Origin of the sequence: Acinetobacter sp. CIP 101966, from assembly GCF_000369725.1 — a bacterium.
Lineage (GTDB): Bacteria > Pseudomonadota > Gammaproteobacteria > Pseudomonadales > Moraxellaceae > Acinetobacter > Acinetobacter lwoffii_Q.
On sequence record NZ_KB850159.1, the window covers coordinates 384552 to 404241 of the forward strand.

A 19690-nucleotide genomic window follows, 5' to 3' on the forward strand; every position below is an offset into this window, starting at 1 on the left:
ATTAGGACACTATGGCTGCATTACCATCCCTAAGACAGCTGTCATACCTCGTAACACTGTCAGAGACGCTACACTTTACAGAAGCTGCTCGCCGCTCCTTTGTCACCCAGTCAACCTTGTCTGGCGGCATCATGGAGCTGGAGCGTTTACTCGGTGGCGTACTTGTTGAACGCGACCGCCAGAATGTTCGTTTAACGCCTCTTGGTGAACAAGTGGTTGCACGCGCACGTGTTCTACTGGCCGATGCTCAGGACCTAATGCGTTTAAGTCGTGAGATGAGTGAACCTTTAACCGGTGATCTACATCTCGGCGTCATTCCAACAATTGCACCTTTCCTGTTGTCCCAGCTGCTGGATGAAGTGCATAAGCAATTACCAAAAATCCAGTTGCATCTGCATGAAGCGCAAAGTGAAAAGATTGTAGAAAAGCTGGAACATGGCAACCTGGATATGGTGGCTTTGGCATTGCCTTTCGACACCCGTGGTCTGAAAGTTGCTGAAATTGCCAAAGAGAATCTGTATCTGGTTTACCAAAAATCTGATCAGCATGCTGCACAAGCAAACTCTTTAGAAGATCTGGATCTGTCTCGCCTGATGTTACTTGAAGAAGGTCATTGCCTGCGTGATCATGCCTTGAGTGCCTGCCCGATTGGTGAGCGTAAAAATGATCACCGTTTAAAAGCCAGCTCACTGCCGACTTTAATCGAAATGGTGTCTGCAAATCTGGGCTTTACCCTGCTGCCTGAAATTGCGATCCATACCAATATGATTAAAGGCAATCCTGAGATTCAGGTAAAAGCGATCGATTCAGCCCCAAGTCGTACCCTGGCATTGGTAACCCGTAAAAGCACACCGCTGCAAAGCGAGTTTGATGTGCTATTACAGATTTTCCAGAAAATCACTCAGCACAACGCTGCTTGATTTTCACCGAATAAAAAGGGAGTACATGTTGCTCCTTTTTTATATCTTGAATTGAATACATTCAGTTCGCCTAGAAACTTAAAATCTCTACATTTCAGCTAAATCCCTATTCTTTGGGATAGGCATTTGCATTTGCCTGATTCACAGTATAGCTCTCTATCAGCATCTACAGGATCGTGTTTTATTGGCTAGCCTCTTGCCTGCACCAGTTTTAGTGATTCGTTCACCGACTGGACTCGACCTGTCAAAAATCCAGACCGTGCTGCTGCAACTGGGCTATCAGCCAGATATGCTGCTGTATGCGGACAATATGCTGTCTGCACAATCCATGATTACTGAACATCTACCCAACCTGATTCTCTATCATGCAGCAACAACTTCAGAGATCAGTTTGATTCATCAGCTGAAACAGCAAAGCCCAGATACACCTGTTATTGCCATATTCAATACTCATTCCACAGCACTGATCTATTCTGCTTTATTGTCCGGAGCAGATAGCTATATGCAGCATCAGAATTCATTTTCCGAGTTTGCTGAAAGTCTGAAAACTGTCTTGCGCGGTGGAGCTTACGTCAATACTGAATTGGCAGACTATATCCTGCACCAGCCCATTGCCAAAACCTGTCTCAACTTCGCTGAATTGCAGTTATTAAAAGTATTGAGTCAACATCAATCGCAAACCGAACGACAAGATCAGCTCCAGATGAAGAACTATCAGATATATAGCCGGGTCAAATACATCTATCGAAAACTGTTCAGACTCAGCTTGAACAGTTCAATTGTATGTTCGAAATAAAAAAGAGGCTGAATATTCAGCCTCTTTAAATACTTAAACTTATTTAAACAGCTCTAACAGAATACGTTGTGCATTATGCGGTTTTTCACCTTCTTTGGGCTGTGCCCGCAGCCAAGTACCATCACCTTGCAATAACCAGGATTGCTGATTGTCTTTCAAGTAATTCAACAGACCTTGTTGATAGATGCGTTTTTTCAAGGCTTCATCTTCGACCGGGAAACAGGCCTCGACCCGATTAAACAGGTTACGATCCATCCAGTCTGCACTTGAACAGTAAATACGTGAATTGCCATTATTGCTGAAATAATACACGCGGGTATGTTCCAGGAAACGCCCGACAATTGAACGCACCCGGATATTTTCCGACAGACCCAGCAACCCCGGACGCAAACTGCAAATTGAGCGGATAATCAGGTCAATCTGTACCCCGGCCTGAGAAGCCTCATAGAGTTTGTTAATCAATTGCATTTCGGTCAGTGCATTGACTTTGACAATAATCTGCGCCGGTTTCCCTGCTTGAGCATAGGCAATTTCATTATCGATATAGTTAAGTAACTGGGCATGCAAGGTAAATGGCGCATGTAGCAGCTTTTTCAGCTTGGCCATTTTCCCCATACCGGTCAATTCCTGGAAAATACGATGCACATCTTCACACAGATCTTTATCTGTCGTTAATAGACCATAATCGGTATAGATTCGTGCATTGCCGGCATGATAATTACCGGTACCCAGATGCACATAGCGCACCAGTTTGTTATTTTCCCGGCGCACCACCAGAATCATCTTGGCGTGAGTCTTGTAACCAACAATGCCGTAGACCACGACTGCTCCCGCTTCTTGCAGGACATTGGCCACCGCAATATTGGATTCTTCATCGAAACGCGCACGCAATTCAATCACTGCGGTCACTTCCTTGCCATTGCGGGCAGCTTCAGCCAGCACCTGGACAATTTCAGAATCTGGTCCACTGCGGTACAAGGTCTGCTTGATCGCCAGCACTTGCGGATCGCGTGCCGCTTCACGTAATAATGAAATCACCGGCGCAAAAGATTCAAAGGGATGATGCAGCAGAATATCCTGCTTCTGCATTGCACTAAAAATATTTTCAGATTTTTTCAGTACTTTAGGAATGATGGGAGTATGCGAGTCATAACGTAAATGCGGACGTTTAAAGTTAGATAGCAAACGTGCCAGATTGACCGGGCCCGCGACTTTATAAAGCTGCTCGTCGTCCAGATCAAATTCATTCAGTAGATATTCATAAATATGCTGCGGACAATTTTCTGTCACTTCCAGACGCACGGCGCGGCCAAAACGGCGTGAACTGAGTTCGCCTTTGAGTGCCTTGGCTAGATCTTCAACATCTTCATTCAAGGCTAAATCGGCATTTCGGGTAACACGGAACTGATAACAGCCAGTCGCCGTCATCCCCGGGAACAGATCAGAGACATGCTCATGAATAATCGCCGACAGCATCACATGATGTTCTTTTCCATCGGTCAGTTCATCCGGTAAACGTACCACGCGTGGCAGTGAACGCGGTGCGGGTACCACAGCCAGATCAATCTGACGGCCAAAAGCATCTTTCCCTTCCAATGTGACAATAAAGTTCAGTGATTTATTCACCAACCGTGGGAATGGATGCGCAGGGTCCAGGCTGATCGGCGTGAGAACCGGCGCCACTTGCTCCTGAAAATATTTTTTAATCCAGGCAGATTGTGCCGGAGTCAGCTCACCACGGCGCAAGAAGCAAATATCTTCCTCACGCAGTTTTGGCAAAATTTCTTCATTTAAAATACGGTATTGACGTTCAATGGCAGCATGTGCGGTTTTAGAAATCTGTTCTAAAACCTGCTTTGGAGTCAAGCCATCCGGACTGCGGCTTTCATTATCCAGATCCAGCTGTTCCATCATCCCAGCAACCCGGATTTCAAAAAATTCATCCAGATTCCGCGAGAAAATTAACAGAAAATTCATGCGTTCAAGCAATGGATGTAAAGGATCGACAGCCTGTTCCAGGACACGTAAATGGAAGTCTAGGATAGACAGTTCACGATTAATATAACGATCATTATATGTATATTCGGGCTGTGCTGAAGTTGTGCTGGCTGCCGTATTCATATCAAACCTATGCGGATTTAAAATTGTGCTTATCCCTCCAAGTATGCTTCAAATTGATGACAATTTCATAAAAAAAGCCCAAATAATTGGGCTTTCTCTTCAAATCATCAATTAAGGTAATTCTGCATAACGCATATAGCGCTGAATCATCCGCTTACGAGCATTTAATGCAGAGGAATTGCGATGATCCTGGAAATATTTCGGATTGGTCAAAATGGCAGCCAGAAAGATCGCCTGATCCCGGGTCAGGCTTTGCGAAGTTTTACCAAAATAATGTTTGGCCGCCGCTTCAACGCCGTAAATATTGTCCCCGAACTCGATCGAGTTTAAATAGACTTCCAGAATTCGTTCTTTCGACCACATGCGTTCCATCATCCAGGTCGCGACTGCTTCCTGACCTTTACGCACAAAGGAACGCTTGTTGACGAGGAACAGGTTTTTCGCCAATTGCTGGGAGATTGTCGAACCACCGGCCACTACACGGCCCTGATTTCTGTTTTTATTCAGCGCAGTTTGAATTCCGTCCCAGTCAAAACCATGGTGATGAATAAATTTTCCATCTTCCGCAGTGACGATGGCACGTTTCAGATTCAGGCTGATTTCGTCATAGGGACGCCACTGATGCTGAATCGCTTTGGAAGGTTCTGTCCAGTAATCAATCCGCATCATCATGGTCGTGTTCACCGGATTGGTTCGCCACCAGGCCAGACTGGCAAAGATCCACAATTGAACCAGCAGAATCACACTGACGATGACGAGCATCGTGCGGATCAGAAAGGCTTTCATGTCAGTGCGTTACTCCTGAAAATTTAATTTTTCGTGTTAAGCTTATTCGAAATATACAATCACAGCAAAAAAATAGCATGTCTGAATACTCTCCCCCTGTCGAACATCGCAAACTTGAAATGCATCTCTGGTGGATCACCGCCATTTTAATCGGGATCAATGTTGGATTATTTGGCTGGCAAGCCATGCATGGCATGGATGTTAGCCAGCCGAGTACCCGAGACGCTATTCTCTGGGGTGCCGATTATGCACCTTTAACCTATTTAGCGGAACCCATGCGCTTGTTTAGCAGCATGTTTTTTCATTTTGGCCTGATTCACCTGATGTTGAATATGTGGGCCTTGTATATTTTTGGTAGTGTTGCCGAACAACTGTTTGGCCGGATGTATTTTATTGGCCTGTATGTGTGTGCCGGACTGATGGGCAGCCTGCTCAGTGGCTATATGAACATTCAGGACAGCTATAGCCTGATCGAAGGCGGTGTGGCTAATCCCGATTTATTGCCTGCAGTCAGTGCCGGCGCATCTGGTGCTGTGATGGGACTCGGGGCTTCACTTACGGTGCTGGCCTTATTGCCAATGCTGCCACAGCAACGTTTTATTCTGGATAAAAAAACCCTGGTGATGGTGATGGGTCTAAACCTCGCGCTGGGCTTTATGATCAGTGGAATCAACAATGCCGCACATATTGGCGGCATGCTGATGGGGGCTTTTCTCACCTTGCTCTGGTACATCGGGCAAAAAATGCAGCGTAGCCACCTGTTCAATCTGATTGCCTTGATTGTCGGGTTCGGCCTTTGTGTGCTGCTTTATCAACATAACTTGGCCTTACTCGAACCCATTCGCCCACTGTGGCAAGAGATTCTGGAAATGATGCAACAGCAACTAAAACTTTAACTCTCAGCCAGTTTAAAAATCACGGAGATGAATCTTATTGATTCATCTCACGCAAGCTTTGTAAGGGTGGAATCTCTGACAGATAACTCAGGCGATAACGGCCAATCAGCGCACATAAAGAGGTCATAAAGATCGGCAGGATAATCCAGATTTCCCAATGCGGCTGAATCATCAAATCCATTTTATAACTGGCAATCGCACTGATCACTTCGGCAAACAGGCAGGAAACTATTCCGGCAAACAGCCCAATAAAACCAATTTCCAGACTCATCATGGTTTTCAGTTTCTGCTTGGAACTACCGAATGATCGTAACAAAGCCACTTCACGTTTGCGTTCATCCATCAACAGGTTCAGACAGGCCATCAGCACCAGAAAACCGGAAATGCTGACCAGTACCGCCAGAATCGTCACGATTTGCACCAGCACATTCACAATGCGTTTGATCTCTTCCAGAATCAGGCTGACATCAATAAAGACCGTGTTGGAAAATTGCTGGATCACAGACACCAGCTTGCCTTTATCTGCCTCCGGGACATAAAAACTGCCCAGATAACTGCCGGCATTGGCATCCATGGTATTGGGGGCAAAGATAAAGAAGAAGTTGGGACTAAAACTTTCCCATTCGACTGTTCTCAAATTCAGCACTTTAGCTTCCAGTATGCCTTCAGGCAGACTGAAACTGAGTTTATCTCCGATCTTGATCCCTAGCTCTTCCGCAGTATTGGCTTCGACCGATACGGTGCCGACTTGTTTTAATACCGCGTCACCACTGACAATCACATTATCTTGTGGATAGCTGTTTGACTGAGTCAAATTCAGTTCACGTCTTAAGGTATTGCTGCTTTTCACCAGTTCCTCGGCAAAAGGCTGATCATTTTTGGCGACCAGACGCCCGCGAATATTCGGATACAGTGGTGTGCTTTTCCAGCCATTCTGCTCAAGTTGGGCTTTCAGGGCTGGCATCTCAAAAGGCGGTAAACCATAAACAAACTGGTTCGGCGTACCTTCCGGTAACTGTTGCTGCCAACGATCTAGCAGATCGGTACGCAATACTGCCAGTACCGTAATCAGGCTTAAGCCCAAGGCTAAAGCCGTAATCTGCAAGGCGGTCTGAGAAGGTGTACGTACATAGGCTGACAGATTCAGCTTCATATTACGCAGTAGTTTCAACACCCCCCATACTGTCAGATACAGCAATGCACATAACACGATAATCGCGCCAATCACCCAGGCGGTCAGCAGCAAGTTTTCAGTCAAAATCACACTAAAAATAATCAGGCTTAGCGTTCCGGTCAGCAGCATCCACAGCATGGATTGCATTGATTTTTCCTGCTGGCGAATGACCCGAATTGGCGGCGTATTTAGCAGTTGCAATAAGCTTGGCATGACAAAACCGAGTAGCACTACGGCACTGGTCAGCATCGCGACCGGCAATGGTCCAAGCAACATTGCGATAGCGGAAAATTCAATCTGTAAATTTGGAATCAGCTGCAACATCAACTGTAACAGGCCATAACCCAGACTGATCCCGACCACGGTACCAATTAGCATCGCAATCAACAGCACCATCCCGAGTAAAGCCAGATAAGCCGACAGAATCTGCTGCTTGGTGGCACCGATACAACGCATCAAAGCAATATGATCCTGATTCTGCTGCACATAGCGCTGCGCGGTTAAGGCTATGGCAATCCCGCATAATAGAATGGTCAGAATATTGGCCAGTTGCAGGAAAGTATCCAGATTGGCAATCGGCTTCATTAAGCGGGTATTGCTTTCACTGGCATTGCGCAACCTGAGACTGCTTTGCTCCTCAAATTCCTGCCCTTGCACTTCCTCTGGTGTTTCAGCCGAGCCGTTTGCTGATTTGACCTGCTGCTTGAACAAGGCTTCATATTGTTGGGTATCATCCGGACGGCCAGCCATGAGTAGGCGATATTCAATCCGGCTCCCCACCTGAATGGCATTGGTTCGTGCCACATCTGCCTGGGAGATAATCACGGTCGGCGAAAAGCCGGAAAATCCAAGCTCCTGATTGGAGTCCTGTTCAATCTTGGCGGTGACTTTGAATGCTGCATCGGCAATATTGAGCTGATCCCCCAATTTGACTTTGAGCAGATCCATGGCTCGTGGACTGAGCCAGATTTCACCAGACTGAATCGATTTTTTTGCCGGTTGCACCCGCAGTTCACCACGCAAAGGAAAAGCCTGATCAATGGCTTTGACATTGACCATGACGAACTGTGCATCGGTATAAGCCATACTGCTAAAGAAAGTGACTTCTGACTGCTTTAGATCCAGCTGCTTGGCCTGATCACGCCACTGCTCCGGCAAAGGCTCATTATCTGAAAGCACCAGATCACCGGCCAGCATTTCTGCTGCCTGCAAGGCGACTGCATTTTGGATCTGCTCGTTACTAAACTTGAGTGCAGTGGTCGCACTGATCGCCAGTGTTAAGGCAATAATCAGCAGATAAATCCCGGTCGTTTTAAAGCTTTGAGTCAGTAAGGGACGAAATAATGGATTCATTTCATCCTCCACTCGGATGTTCAATCAGCTCGCCATTCAGCAGTTCAAAATGCCGCTGACACTGCTGCGCCAGTTTGCGATCATGCGTGACCAGCACCAACGTCGTCCCCAGTTCCCGGTTCAGTTGAAACAGCAGTTGTTCAATTTCTCTGGCCGTTTCACCATCGAGATTGCCCGTAGGTTCATCGGCAAAAATGATTTTGGGTTCACTGACCAGTGCACGAGCGATGGCTACACGTTGCTGTTCTCCCCCGGACAAGACTTTTGGCGTTTGCTGCGCCTGTCGATCCAGACCGACCTTATGTAGTAATGCCAAGGCTTTTTGCTCAGCGTCTGCATATTTAAAGCCGGGCTGCAGGCGCAGTGGTAGCATCACATTTTCAAGTGCAGTCAGATGTGGCAAGAGCTGAAAAGACTGAAAGACAAACCCGATATTTCTTAAACGTACCAGTGCACGTTGTTCTTCATCCAAGCTAGAGACCGATTCGCCACAGACCATAAGCTGACCTGAACTCGCCTGATCCAGTGTCGCCAGAATACCCAGTAATGTGGATTTTCCGGAACCGGAACGACCGGTAATTGCCACTTGTTCTCCGGCCTGAATATCCAGATCAAGATCCTCAAAAATGGTGAGCTGTTTTTGTGAAAGTTGTATCTTTTGTGTCAATTTCTGGGCAGAAATAATAGCCTGTGGCATGATGGTCGAATCGTTGCTGCTTTGAATCATACGTGTCCTATATGAAAGATCTTAATCAGAAAACTCGGCTATTGCCTTACTTTTTTTTGCTCAGTCTGTGCCTGATACCACTCGGGGTCTCAGCAAAGACAATTATGATTTTAGGTGATAGTTTAAGTGCACGTTATGGTATCCAGCCCCAGCAGGGTTGGGTACATTTATTACAAAAGCGTTTAGAGCAACAGTATCCGAAACAACATAAAGTGGTCAATGCAAGTGTCAGTGGCGAAACCACCAGCGGAGCACTGGCCAGACTACCTAAACTGTTACAGACGCATCGTCCAGACCTTGTGGTGATTGAGTTAGGTGGCAATGATGGCTTGCGTGGACAACCACCACAAATGATTCAAAAAAATTTAGCCAGTCTGATTCAGCAGAGCCAGAAAGCCAAGGCTAAGGTCATTGTATTTGGCATGAAAATGCCGCCTAATTACGGGCAGGCCTATAGCAAGGCTTTTGAAAATAATTATAAAGTGGTGAGTCAGCAATATAAGGTGAAGTTATTGCCTTTCTTTATGCAAGGTGTCGCCGGTAATAAAACCCTGATGCAAAAGGATCTGATTCACCCAAATGCCAAAGCACAGACGATCCTGTTAAATAATGCTTATCCATACATTAAAGGCGCTTTATAAAGCGCCTTTAACTTATTTTAGAATGTATTTAGATGAATCGTGATTAGAAATCAAAGAAGGTCACTTCACCAGTTTCCAGTGAATATTCAGCACCCACGACTTTTAATTTTCCTTGTCCAATCAGGTTTTCCAGAACGGCCGAACCATGACGCAACTGATTCACCGAAGCAAATACGTTGGAACGTACTGCATGCTTGGATAATTTTGCCAAGTCATTTTTCAGTTCAGTCTGCATTAAGGTTTCAACAGAAGGACGTACGCGGTTCACAATCGACATCAGGTTTGCCGATGGCGGGCAATCAGGGCACATTAAGGTATCAATGGTGGCTTTAATCGCACCACAATGACTGTGACCTAACACCACCACAATCGCGCAATCATAACGTGCCGCGGCAAACTCAACACTGCCGACCTGTGAGGGTGCAACAATATTACCTGCAACACGAATCACAAAAAGATCGCCGAGACCCTGATCAAAAACCATTTCGGCTGGAACGCGCGAATCTGAACATCCCAAAACAATCGCAAACGGATTCTGATCCTCTGCCATTTCTGCGCGCTGTTGGTGGCTAAGTTGTTTTGGATGCGTGGTATCGCCACTGACAAAACGTTGGTTACCCTGTCTAAGACGTTCTAAAGCTTCTTGAGCTGTGAGCATTCTTTTCTATCACCGATGGTTTTAGTTGCAATATCTTACTGCCAGTTTTTTTGAATGTCACTTGCAAAAAATCTTAGCTGATTAAATTTTTAGCATTTATCTAATTTCATTTCTGTAGGGAATTTATGCGTAATACATCACATTTTCCAGTCATTTAATGCAATCTAGCAAAAAACTAATGGGTGACAAGCGCAAAGATTGATTTAAAATAGAATGAAGAATAATGTTTTTATTTGAATGAAAATTGCAAATTTATAACATGGAAGTATTTTGATTGAGCAATTTGCTCACTGGGTTTGTTTTGGGGAATGGCCAATGAAGAAAATAATAAAATTGCGCTCGAAAATGATTTGTTCAGCCGTAGTTGCCTTAAGCATGGCATTACCGGGCCTGACACATGCTCAAATACTGTTTAGCCAGAAAAATGAAACATCTGCCAAAGTCTTGCAGCAGCATCTGTTGCAAGAACGCAGCCTTGCCGGTCTCAAATCCAAGACCCTCAAAATTGGCGAGGTCACCTGGAGCTATAGCGAAGGCGGTGCCAAGAACAAACCATCTATTCTACTGATTCATGGTCTGGCAGGCACGCGCGACAACTGGAACCGGGTTGCCCAGTTTCTGACGCCCTATTATCATGTCATTATTCCAGATCTGCCGAGCAACGGCGACACCAAAGTTCCGGACAATTTTGATGTTTCTGTGCCCAATGTGACCTCGCAGCTGCGTCTATTTATTGAAACCTTAAATGTGGATGAGAATTTACATATTGCCGGACATTCCTTGGGTGGCTCGATTGCCACAGTCTATGCCTCGCAATACCCTTTCGATACGCAAAGCCTGTTTTTAATTAATACCGCTGGCCTGTACAAAATGGGCAATACGCCCTATACCAAAGACCCACAGGCCTTAAAAGACCTGATCGTCAGCAAGCCCGGTGATCTTCAAGATGTTTCCAAACAGCTGATGCAGAACCCGCCGGTGATTCCTTATCAGTTGCGGCATGCACAGGAAAAACTGCTGATTTCACGCGCTGAACAAACCAGTAAGTCGATTGATCAGGTGGTGATGCTAAACCGGATTTATACACCGGAAACCTTCGCCCGCCTGACCCGCACGGTTGAAGCACCCACCTTGATTTTATGGGGCAGACAGGATCGGATCATTAATGTCGAAGTGGTCAAAGAACTACATGCCCTGCTGAAACGTGCAGAAAAACCGGTAATTTTGAATAACGTCGGGCATATGCCGATTCTAGAAGCAGAAAAACAGGTCGCACAACATTATTTGCCTTTTCTAGCCAAGACGCAGACCCTAAAAAACCCGCTTGCTGATAAACTCATTCCTTTAAATTAAGTTTCAGAGATGCTATGCAGAAACACCCGATGATTGAGCAGTTGATCGATGCTCAACTTGATTTTCTCGATCAGGCATTTTCTCAATCTGAAACGATTCAAAGCGAGTTTCATGCGTTTTATTTGTGGCTGCGTAAACAGACTCTAAAAGAGCTGTGGAGCTGTGAACTGATCAATCAGCTGTTGCAAAAACAGATTCTGGGTACTGCTGCCAGCAGCTTTCTGATTGAACAGATTGCCGAACATATCCGTTTTGCCCTGGTGCATCCGGCCAATGATTCCACCACAATTGCCGATCTGATCCCAGTCCTGACCGTAGACAAGATCGCCCAGTATGTGGCCAGCAAAAGTGGCCATCGGCAACGTCTGATTAAAACCGTAGTCAATAATCCGGCATTTTCAGCCATGATTACGCAATTGATCCAGCATTCTATTCAGGATTATCTGGATAACTCCATGATTGCCAAAAGCGTGCCCGGGGTTTCCCGCTTTATGAAAATGGGAAAATCCGTTCTGGAAAATGTCACCGATACCAACCTCGATAGCACCATTGCACGTTATCTGCAAAAGAACATTCTGAAGCTCAGCCAGATGAGTGAGCATGTGCTAAACCAGCATTTTGACGACGAGAAACTCTATCATTTTCAGGCCAATCTCTGGCATAAAATCAAGGATATGCCTGTATCGGTCTTGAAGAATTATATTGAGCTGCAGGACCTGAATCAGACGGTCGGCTTAGGTCATGACATCTGGGATCACATACGCCAGACGGACTATCTGCAGCAGCAAGTGCATGACGGAATTCATACCTGGTATGTACGCAATCAGGAACATACCTTTGATCAGTTATTACGTGATCTGAATATTGATGAATCTCTCATTCAGAATGAATTGCAGCATCTGCTCAGCCCGGTAATCCAGCAGATGGTTTCCCAGGGTCATTTACGTGAACGTGCACGAAAATATCTGGAACAATTTTATTATCATGAAGATACTTTAAAAATCCTTGAAATTTAAATAAAAAAGCCGCTATAAAGCGGCTTTTTTATATTGTCATTTGCTTAGAATTTTGCATTCAAACTGATACCGTAACGACGACCATCCAATAGTTGATCACCATCAATATCTTCAGCTTTTTCATCCAGTAGGTTATAGACACCAAATTTACCTGTTAGATTCGGACTGAACTTATAGTTAAAGCCGACATCTACAAATTGGTAACCTGGATTTGGCTGAGCTATAGAGGTACGGCTCAAGTAAGCAGAGGTTTCAGAACGATGGTGCAAGCGGCTCCATACATTGAGTGCATCATTTAGCTCATAATCCACACCAATATTAAACATGTGTTCCGGCATCTGGTTCAGTGGCTGGCCTTTAAAAGCACCCGATTTAAACTCTGAATCGGTATAAGTATAGTTTGCAGTCAATATCGTATAATCATTCAGACTGGCTTCTACCGTTGCTTCTACACCACGAATTTCTGCTTCATCCACGTTGATCCGTTCACTAATAAAGTAGAATGGAATATCTCCTTCGAAACATTTCCAATTCTGCCAGTTATTACGGTTTGTTGTGGTGCCATCAGTATCGGTTTCACAGGCACGAACTTCCGTAATACGATCTTCATATTTAGTGATAAAGCCAGTCAGCGATGTATTGATATAATCATTTTTCCAGTTGAAACCTAATTCAGTCGATACGCTTGATTCTGGTTCTAAGTCCGGATTGGCACGGATGATGCCACGGCCTGTTGCTAAGGGTGAACCACCGCCACCCGTGACGCTATAGAACCCTTCTGTGGCTGCACGAATATCAGGCTGTTTATAACCTGTGGCCACACCACCTTTTACTACAAAGTTATCATTTACCGCGTATACCCCATACAGTCGTGGTGATAAATGGCCACTATAGTTTTCATCATGGTCATAACGCAGGCCAGCTGTTAAATCGAAGCGATCCGTAATACTCCAGGTGTCTTCAAGGAAAGCGGCAGCAGACCAACGTGTTAATTCACTAAATTCAGGTGCATTGGGATTCCGGTTAGTCGCTTTATCGACCAGTTTTTCATCTTTAAGATATCCCCCGAATGATAGCGTATGATCACCTAAGGCTAAGTTCCATTGACTGTTCGCTGTCCATGTATCCAGGGTAATCCCTTTGGTGCCGAGTTCCGTATTTCCACGATCCGGATTTTTTGAATTTTCATACTGGATATAAGATGAACTGTCCAAGTTATCGCTATAACGGCCATTATGGGTTACTGAAAAACGTTACGGTAATTACGCGAGAATGAATCTGCAGCGCCTTGAACGGCTGCTACCGTCTTACCGACTGAAGTCGTGGATTCCTGCTGCACAAAATTGGCTTCAACCTGCACATCATGATCATCATTAATGGCATAGCTCAGACGTGAATTTAAGCTTTCACGTTCTGTGCCACGAAAACCGCCCACATAATGGTCTTCATTACGTTCCTGCTTATTGACTGCCAGCTGCAAGCCCAGCTTGTCTGCAATTAAAGGCCCGGCAAGATATGCAGAAGCATTTTTAATATCACCTGAACGGCTACTGTCCTGAAGCGTGGTTCCTAATTCGACATGACCAGACCATTCATCAGACACTTTTTTGGTAATGATATTGACTACCCCGCCCATGGCATCCGTACCATAGAGTGTAGAAGCTGGACCACGAATAATTTCAATACGTTCAATGGCGGCAAGCGATGGCAAAATATTTTTCTCAAAACCTCCATCGTTTCCATTCGGATTGACATCCTTGCCATATTGACGCTTACCATCTACAAGAAACAAGGTGTAGTTTGAACTCATACCACGAATACTGATGGTCTGTGCAGAACCTGCACCTGAAACCACTACCCCGGGCGTATTACGCAGTACATCAGTAATGTCGTTATATTCACGTTTATCTAATTCTTCACGATCAATCACGGTAATGGAAGCTGGTGCTTTAGCCAAATCTTGCTCATAACCTGTTGCGGTCACCACAATTGTTTGCAATTTAGTCGCTTCCGCCTGTGGAACAACAACTTCTACTGCAGATGTATTTCCCACCATGGCTGTGAGTACAGCAAATGCCAAAGTTGTTTTTAAGAATGGCTTATTCATACCTTGCGCGCCCCAATATTTATGAAGAGATCATGTTTATTCGGTTGCAAAGTGTAACAACTTTTCACTCAAATGCAATTAATATTGATAATTATTATCATTTATATTCACTATATTATAAGCCAGATATAAAAAAACCTCGAAAGTTCGAGGTTTTTAAAATGCGATAAATAAACTGTTATATAGAACAGCTTATTTCATATACGCACCTTCAGACTGACTATGATCCGTTTCATCAACGACATGCATTAACTCTGGTACATGTTGTTTTAATGTGGTTTCAACACCTTGCTTCAACGTGATATCAATCGCTGAACAGCCCTGGCAACCACCACCAAATTTAAGTACAGCGGTTAAACCTTTTTCAGGGTCTTCTTTAACTTCAACCAGTGCACAGTTACCACCATGACCTGCCAGGCCTGGGTTAATTTCAGACTGTAATACATAGGTAATACGCTCTTCTACCGATGCATCTGGACCCACGCGTGGCACTTTGGAGTTCGGTGCACGGAAAGTCAACTGACCACCAAAACGGTCTTTGTTGTAATCAATCACGGCATCGAGTAAATACGGAATAGATGGCGAGTCGATAAAAGCAGGGAAATCAGGATATTCCTGCTTATAATCTGTCGGTACAACTTCATCAGGTGCACTATAGGCCATGCAACATTCAGCGCGAGGAGTACCCGGATGCTCTACAAAAACACGCACACCAATACCCGGGGTGTTCTGTTTATCCAGTAGATCCTTTAAATACTCTTGTGCTGTTGGTGTAATCAATAAGTTGGGAATTTCACCAACAACTGGAGTGCTGCTGTTCTCAGTCGACATAACAATAATTTCCTCAAGCTCAAGCGGCCATTTTAACTGAAGATGCGGGGTAATTTTTAAAAATCAACTAAAATTGTCGGATTTATTATAAAAGTACAACTTTAGCTTAATTTTAATGGCATGATAATTGGCAAATAGGCACCCTTAGAATCATTTATATGCTTGATTTACCTTTTAATCATACCGTGACCATTATTCTGATCACCTGTATTGTGTCATTTATTGCTTTCTCCAAAGAGACGGTGATGAATCGCCTGATTTTCTGGCCACCGGCACTGCAACGTGGACAATATGACCGCTTTATTACGCATGGCTTTATCCATGCGGATGGAGCTCATCTCTTGTTTAACATGATTACCCTGTTCTTCTTCGGCAGCGTGATTGAAAGCTTTTATCGTCAATATCTGTATGACCTGGGTTTTATCCTGTTTTACCTCGGTGGTCTGATCGCAGCGATTCTGCCAAGTTACCTGAAGCATAAAAATGATGCGCGCTGGGCCAGTCTCGGCGCTTCCGGTGCAGTCTCGGCTGTACTGTTTGCCTATATTCTGTTTGAACCTTGGAAGTTGATCTTTGTGTTCTTCATTCCGGTTCCTGCCATTATTTTTGCTGTGCTGTATGTAGCTTATAGCATCTGGTCAGGCAAAAAAGGCAATAGCAACATTAATCACAGCGCGCATTTATGGGGAGCGGCTTACGGGGTGGTCATGACGATTATTCTGGAGCCACGCCTGATTCCGCATTTCCTGAATAAACTGATGCAAGTTCCATTTTAATTAGGGTTATTTAATGATAAGAGAATGAGGCTATATATGAATTGAACCTCATATTTCTGCTAAAAATTGATAAGAGAGCTTCTGCTCTCTTATTTGTTTGAAACATCTCGTAATATATTAGAAAGTGATGATGTCACTTAATGCCAATCTTGGACTGAATTTTGCAGCGATAATGTATACACCTGTATATTAATTACTGTCATTCTCGAGATATTTTGCATGTCCACTACACCAGACGGTCTTCAATTTCCTCTTCAGTCTCAGCAACAAAAACCAAGTAGCTCTAAAGCAGGGCGCGCAATCATCGCGGCAGCGCTAGCCAATGTCGATTCACACAGTTCTCAACAGGCACAATCAGAAAAAAACTGGCGTAAACACTACACAGTACATTTTAAGCAACTGGTCGAACAGGGACTGAGTTCTCCTGAAGCCAGCTTGAAAATTGCTGAAGATGGATTGGCAAAGGCCCATCAGACTTTTGAATTTTACCGTGATGGTCAAAAGTATGTATTACAAGATGCTTTAACTCTGCCCGCAGGTCAGTTGCATACCTTCAAGCTGACAGGTAATAGCAAATCGGCACCAGAATGGTATGTGCCTTACCACGGTCAAAAGCTGCAAGGTGACGCCTTATTGGAGCAGATTGAGCGCTGGGAAAGCCAAGGCATTGTGGAAACCAGCCATGCCAATGCCCTGCGTGAATGTGTGGTGCATCCTGAATGGTTTGATCTTTCCGATCGGACCACGGTGCTGTTTGGTGCAGCATCTGAAGCCGGTCCTCTGACCTGGCTGGCGAAATGGAAAGCCAATATTGTAGCGATTGATCTGCCGAATACCCGTGTATGGGGCAAGATTGTTGATACCATCAACCAAGGCAATGCCACGCTGTATGCGCCATGTACTGAAGACCTGCCTGCTGATACTTCACTTGATATTTTAAAAGAAAAACTGGGGGCGAATTTGCTGACCCAGATTCCTGAAATTGCCAAATGGTTATTACAATTCGAACAGGATCTGGATCTGGCTGCAATTGCCTATCTGGATGGTGAAAAGCATGTTCGGGTCTCCATGGCGATGGATGCCATCATGCAGCATGTCAGCCAGCAAAAAGCCAATACCAGCCTGATGTACATGTGTACGCCGACCGATGTTTATGCGGTTCCGAGTGAAGTGATTGAAGCGTCAAAAGTAAAATATACTGAACGCTCCAAGACACAAGCAATCATCTCCAAAGGTGTTTCCACTTTAAGCCGCAAACACTTTTTCCAGAAAAATGCGCATGAACTGATTCAGTCTGGTGATCAGGCTTATGGTATCTGTGACTGCCTGGTGGTTGAACAAGGCCCGAACTATGCGCTGGCAAAACGTATCCAGCAATGGCGTGCCACCTTGGCTCGCGCTCAAGGGCAGCGGGTCAGTATCAATATTGCCCCTTCGACGACCACCTATTCTGTGACCAAGAATCCGCTGCTTAAAGCCGCGTTCAATGGCGCCAGCCTGTTTGATGTTGAAGCTTTCGCGCCTGAAACCACCAATGCGATTATGGCGGCACTATGGATTCATGACCTGCGTAATCCAGAATCAGTGGCCAATCCTGAAGTAAAACTCAACCATCCGCTTGAATTGATGATGCATGGCGCGAATCATGGTGGTTTGTGGCGAGTCGCTTATCTGGCGCGTACCGCACTGCCTTTTGCTGCGCTGTACGGTTTTGCAACAGAGAAGTTGCCGAAGGGATTGTTGAGTAAGTTGAAGAAGTAATTTATTTTCTTCTTTCGAGACTTCTTCTACGTTAGATAAACTTTTATTTAATAGACCTCTTGCGAAAGTATCGTTTTACCTAATTTTTGAATTGGCTAAAACCTTATAAAATGTAGCTTTGGGCTGTTTAAATTTTGACTAACGCAAGAAGTCTAATGTTTATCCCCTCACCCCAGCCCTCTCCCAAAGGGCATAGGTATCTACACAATTCCTGAACTTTGCGTTAAATTGAAGAGCATGCTCTTCAATTTAACATCTCTGGCCTGGATCAGCGTCTTGTCAAGCGCTATAACAGCCTTGTAAAGCTCAATATGAACCCTCTTGCTTCACTTGCTCCGGCAATCAAAGACCTGGCTTCTGCCCAAAAGTCGAGTTTCGCAACCACACAAGCGGTCTGGCGATTCCTGAATAATGACAAAATCTCTTTTAGTCAGTTAAACCAGCCAATTGAACATCTTGCATGTGAACAGATCAAGGCATCACCGCATCAATATGCATTGATTGTTCATGACTGGTCTCAGCTACAGTATGTGAAACACCATCATAAAATTCAGCGCCTGCAAAGAACCCATCAATATGATTCAGGCTATGAATTGCAAAGCAGTCTGCTGGTTGATGCAGCCTCGGGACTACCTATTGCGCCACTGGCGCAGACACTATCAGATGCCTCAGGCTGCTATTCCACATTCAGTCAACACTCTGCTGGGCGCAAATCTCATCTAGATTCACTTACCGAACAAATCAAAGTGATTGAACAATATCCCATTGAGAAAACATGTGTTCATATCATTGATCGTGAAGGTGACTCCATTGCCCACCTAAGGGAAATGAGCAGCCAGGGTTTTAAATGGCTGATTCGGGCGAAAGAAGGCCATCGAATTGAGCATCAGGGCAAAACATGCAAAGTTGCAGAAGCCGCAGAACGAGTAGAAACGCAGCAGGTCCAGCCGATTGCCTATAAAGGAAACCGGCATATGTTGCATGTGGGAGAAACTGCTATCCGGATAACACGTGCAGCAAAACCGAAGAGAAATGACGATTCAGGCCAACGGGTTGCTCCCCAGCCAGGGAGTGCGATTGAAGCCAGATTAATTGTTGCCGTAGTGAAAGATGATCAGGATAAGACCGTCGCAAGATGGTCACTAATCAGCAATGTTCCATCAGAGATTACTACGGTAGAGATGACGACCTGGTATTACTGGCGCTGGACAATTGAATGCTATTTCAAGCTGCTCAAGCAGGCAGGTCATGATATTGAAGCATGGCTTCAGACCAGACCTGAAGCCATTTTAAGGCGGTTACTGATTAGCTGTATGGCTTGTGTTTTAACTTGGCGAATCCAGCGTTCTGAAGATGAACACCATCAGAAAATTCGTGTATTTCTCACCCGTCTTTCAGGTCGGCAGCAGAAAAGAGGTAGGTTGGAAAGTGCACCTGCCTTATTGGCAGGGCTTTCGATTTTACTGAACACTCTTCAACTGCTCTCGGAATATTCAATAGATGAACTCAATGAGATAGCCACAATGGCATTAGGTATCTCATAGATGTGTAGATACCTATGCCCAAAGGGAGAGGGAGCTTTCCCAATGGATTCAAATTAGTAGTAGCAAACATCTAAAAATATCGTTTTCTAATAAAATGAATACTATTTAATTTAAATTTTCTTTATTTGAATAATTAATGTAGTCCCCTCTCCTGAGCAAGTTTTAAAGCACCACTTTTAAAACGAAGCGCAAGTGAGGGTTAGGGAGAAGTAAAAATCACCCATAAAAAA

Annotated in this window: 15 protein-coding genes and 1 pseudogene; 9 read left to right on the forward strand and 7 right to left on the reverse strand. The window is 44.8% G+C overall.

What is annotated here, in order from left to right:
• Positions 1 to 11: 11 nt before the first annotated feature.
• Both oxyR and F891_RS04770 read left to right on the forward strand, forming a co-directional pair.
• Complete coding sequence (gene oxyR, locus F891_RS04765) at positions 12 to 920, forward strand: LysR family transcriptional regulator OxyR (protein ID WP_005262365.1); 909 nt, start codon at positions 12 to 14, stop codon at positions 918 to 920.
• Positions 921 to 1104: 184 nt separating this feature from the next.
• Complete coding sequence (locus F891_RS04770) at positions 1105 to 1716, forward strand: response regulator transcription factor (RefSeq protein ID WP_005262366.1); 612 nt, start codon at positions 1105 to 1107, stop codon at positions 1714 to 1716.
• Positions 1717 to 1755: 39 nt separating this feature from the next.
• Here F891_RS04770 and ppk1 read toward each other — a convergent pair whose 3' ends face one another.
• Positions 1756 to 3837, reverse strand: coding sequence for a polyphosphate kinase 1 (gene ppk1 / locus F891_RS04775; RefSeq protein ID WP_005262368.1), 2082 nt, complete (start codon positions 3835 to 3837; stop codon positions 1756 to 1758).
• Between the two features lie 111 nt (positions 3838 to 3948).
• Positions 3949 to 4623: a monofunctional biosynthetic peptidoglycan transglycosylase gene (gene mtgA, locus F891_RS04780; protein WP_005262370.1), complete on the reverse strand. Its 675-nt coding sequence runs from the start codon at positions 4621 to 4623 to the stop codon at positions 3949 to 3951.
• Between the two features lie 77 nt (positions 4624 to 4700).
• Between mtgA and F891_RS04785 the strand changes: the two genes are divergently transcribed.
• A complete protein-coding gene (locus F891_RS04785) occupies positions 4701 to 5519 on the forward strand; it encodes a rhomboid family intramembrane serine protease (RefSeq protein WP_005262372.1) in 819 nt (272 codons plus the stop codon).
• Between the two features lie 34 nt (positions 5520 to 5553).
• Here F891_RS04785 and F891_RS04790 read toward each other — a convergent pair whose 3' ends face one another.
• Positions 5554 to 8046 (reverse strand): ABC transporter permease, encoded by a 2493-nt coding sequence (locus F891_RS04790; protein ID WP_005262374.1) that lies wholly within the window; start codon positions 8044 to 8046, stop codon positions 5554 to 5556.
• Between the two features lies 1 nt (position 8047).
• The gene (locus tag F891_RS04795; RefSeq protein WP_005262377.1) at positions 8048 to 8773 is read right to left on the reverse strand and encodes an ABC transporter ATP-binding protein; all 726 of its coding nucleotides are present in this window, start codon (positions 8771 to 8773) and stop codon (positions 8048 to 8050) included.
• Positions 8774 to 8784: 11 nt separating this feature from the next.
• Between F891_RS04795 and F891_RS04800 the strand changes: the two genes are divergently transcribed.
• Positions 8785 to 9414, forward strand: coding sequence for an arylesterase (locus F891_RS04800; RefSeq protein ID WP_005262379.1), 630 nt, complete (start codon positions 8785 to 8787; stop codon positions 9412 to 9414).
• 43 nt (positions 9415 to 9457) lie between these two features.
• Here F891_RS04800 and F891_RS04805 read toward each other — a convergent pair whose 3' ends face one another.
• The gene (locus F891_RS04805) at positions 9458 to 10072 is read right to left on the reverse strand and encodes a carbonic anhydrase (protein ID WP_004646264.1); all 615 of its coding nucleotides are present in this window, start codon (positions 10070 to 10072) and stop codon (positions 9458 to 9460) included.
• Positions 10073 to 10387: 315 nt separating this feature from the next.
• Here F891_RS04805 and F891_RS04810 point away from each other — a divergent pair, with 315 nt between their 5' ends.
• Both F891_RS04810 and F891_RS04815 read left to right on the forward strand, forming a co-directional pair.
• Positions 10388 to 11425: an alpha/beta fold hydrolase gene (locus F891_RS04810; RefSeq protein ID WP_005262384.1), complete on the forward strand. Its 1038-nt coding sequence runs from the start codon at positions 10388 to 10390 to the stop codon at positions 11423 to 11425.
• A 14-nt stretch (positions 11426 to 11439) separates the two neighbouring features.
• On the forward strand, positions 11440 to 12441 hold the full coding sequence (locus F891_RS04815) for a hypothetical protein (RefSeq protein ID WP_005104667.1): 1002 nt from the start codon (positions 11440 to 11442) through the stop codon (positions 12439 to 12441).
• Between the two features lie 44 nt (positions 12442 to 12485).
• Here the strand turns inward: F891_RS04815 and F891_RS04820 are convergent.
• A pseudogene (locus F891_RS04820) lies at positions 12486 to 14548 on the reverse strand (TonB-dependent receptor domain-containing protein).
• Between the two features lie 192 nt (positions 14549 to 14740).
• Positions 14741 to 15379 (reverse strand): Fe-S biogenesis protein NfuA, encoded by a 639-nt coding sequence (gene nfuA, locus F891_RS04825; protein WP_004279400.1) that lies wholly within the window; start codon positions 15377 to 15379, stop codon positions 14741 to 14743.
• A gap of 158 nt (positions 15380 to 15537) precedes the next feature.
• Between nfuA and F891_RS04830 the strand changes: the two genes are divergently transcribed.
• From F891_RS04830 to F891_RS04840, 3 genes are all read left to right on the forward strand, one after another.
• The gene (locus F891_RS04830; RefSeq protein WP_004646259.1) at positions 15538 to 16155 is read left to right on the forward strand and encodes a rhomboid family intramembrane serine protease; all 618 of its coding nucleotides are present in this window, start codon (positions 15538 to 15540) and stop codon (positions 16153 to 16155) included.
• A 219-nt stretch (positions 16156 to 16374) separates the two neighbouring features.
• A complete protein-coding gene (locus F891_RS04835; protein ID WP_005262391.1) occupies positions 16375 to 17916 on the forward strand; it encodes a hypothetical protein in 1542 nt (513 codons plus the stop codon).
• 311 nt (positions 17917 to 18227) lie between these two features.
• Complete coding sequence (locus tag F891_RS04840) at positions 18228 to 19460, forward strand: transposase (RefSeq protein WP_004730312.1); 1233 nt, start codon at positions 18228 to 18230, stop codon at positions 19458 to 19460.
• Positions 19461 to 19690: the final 230 nt, after the last annotated feature.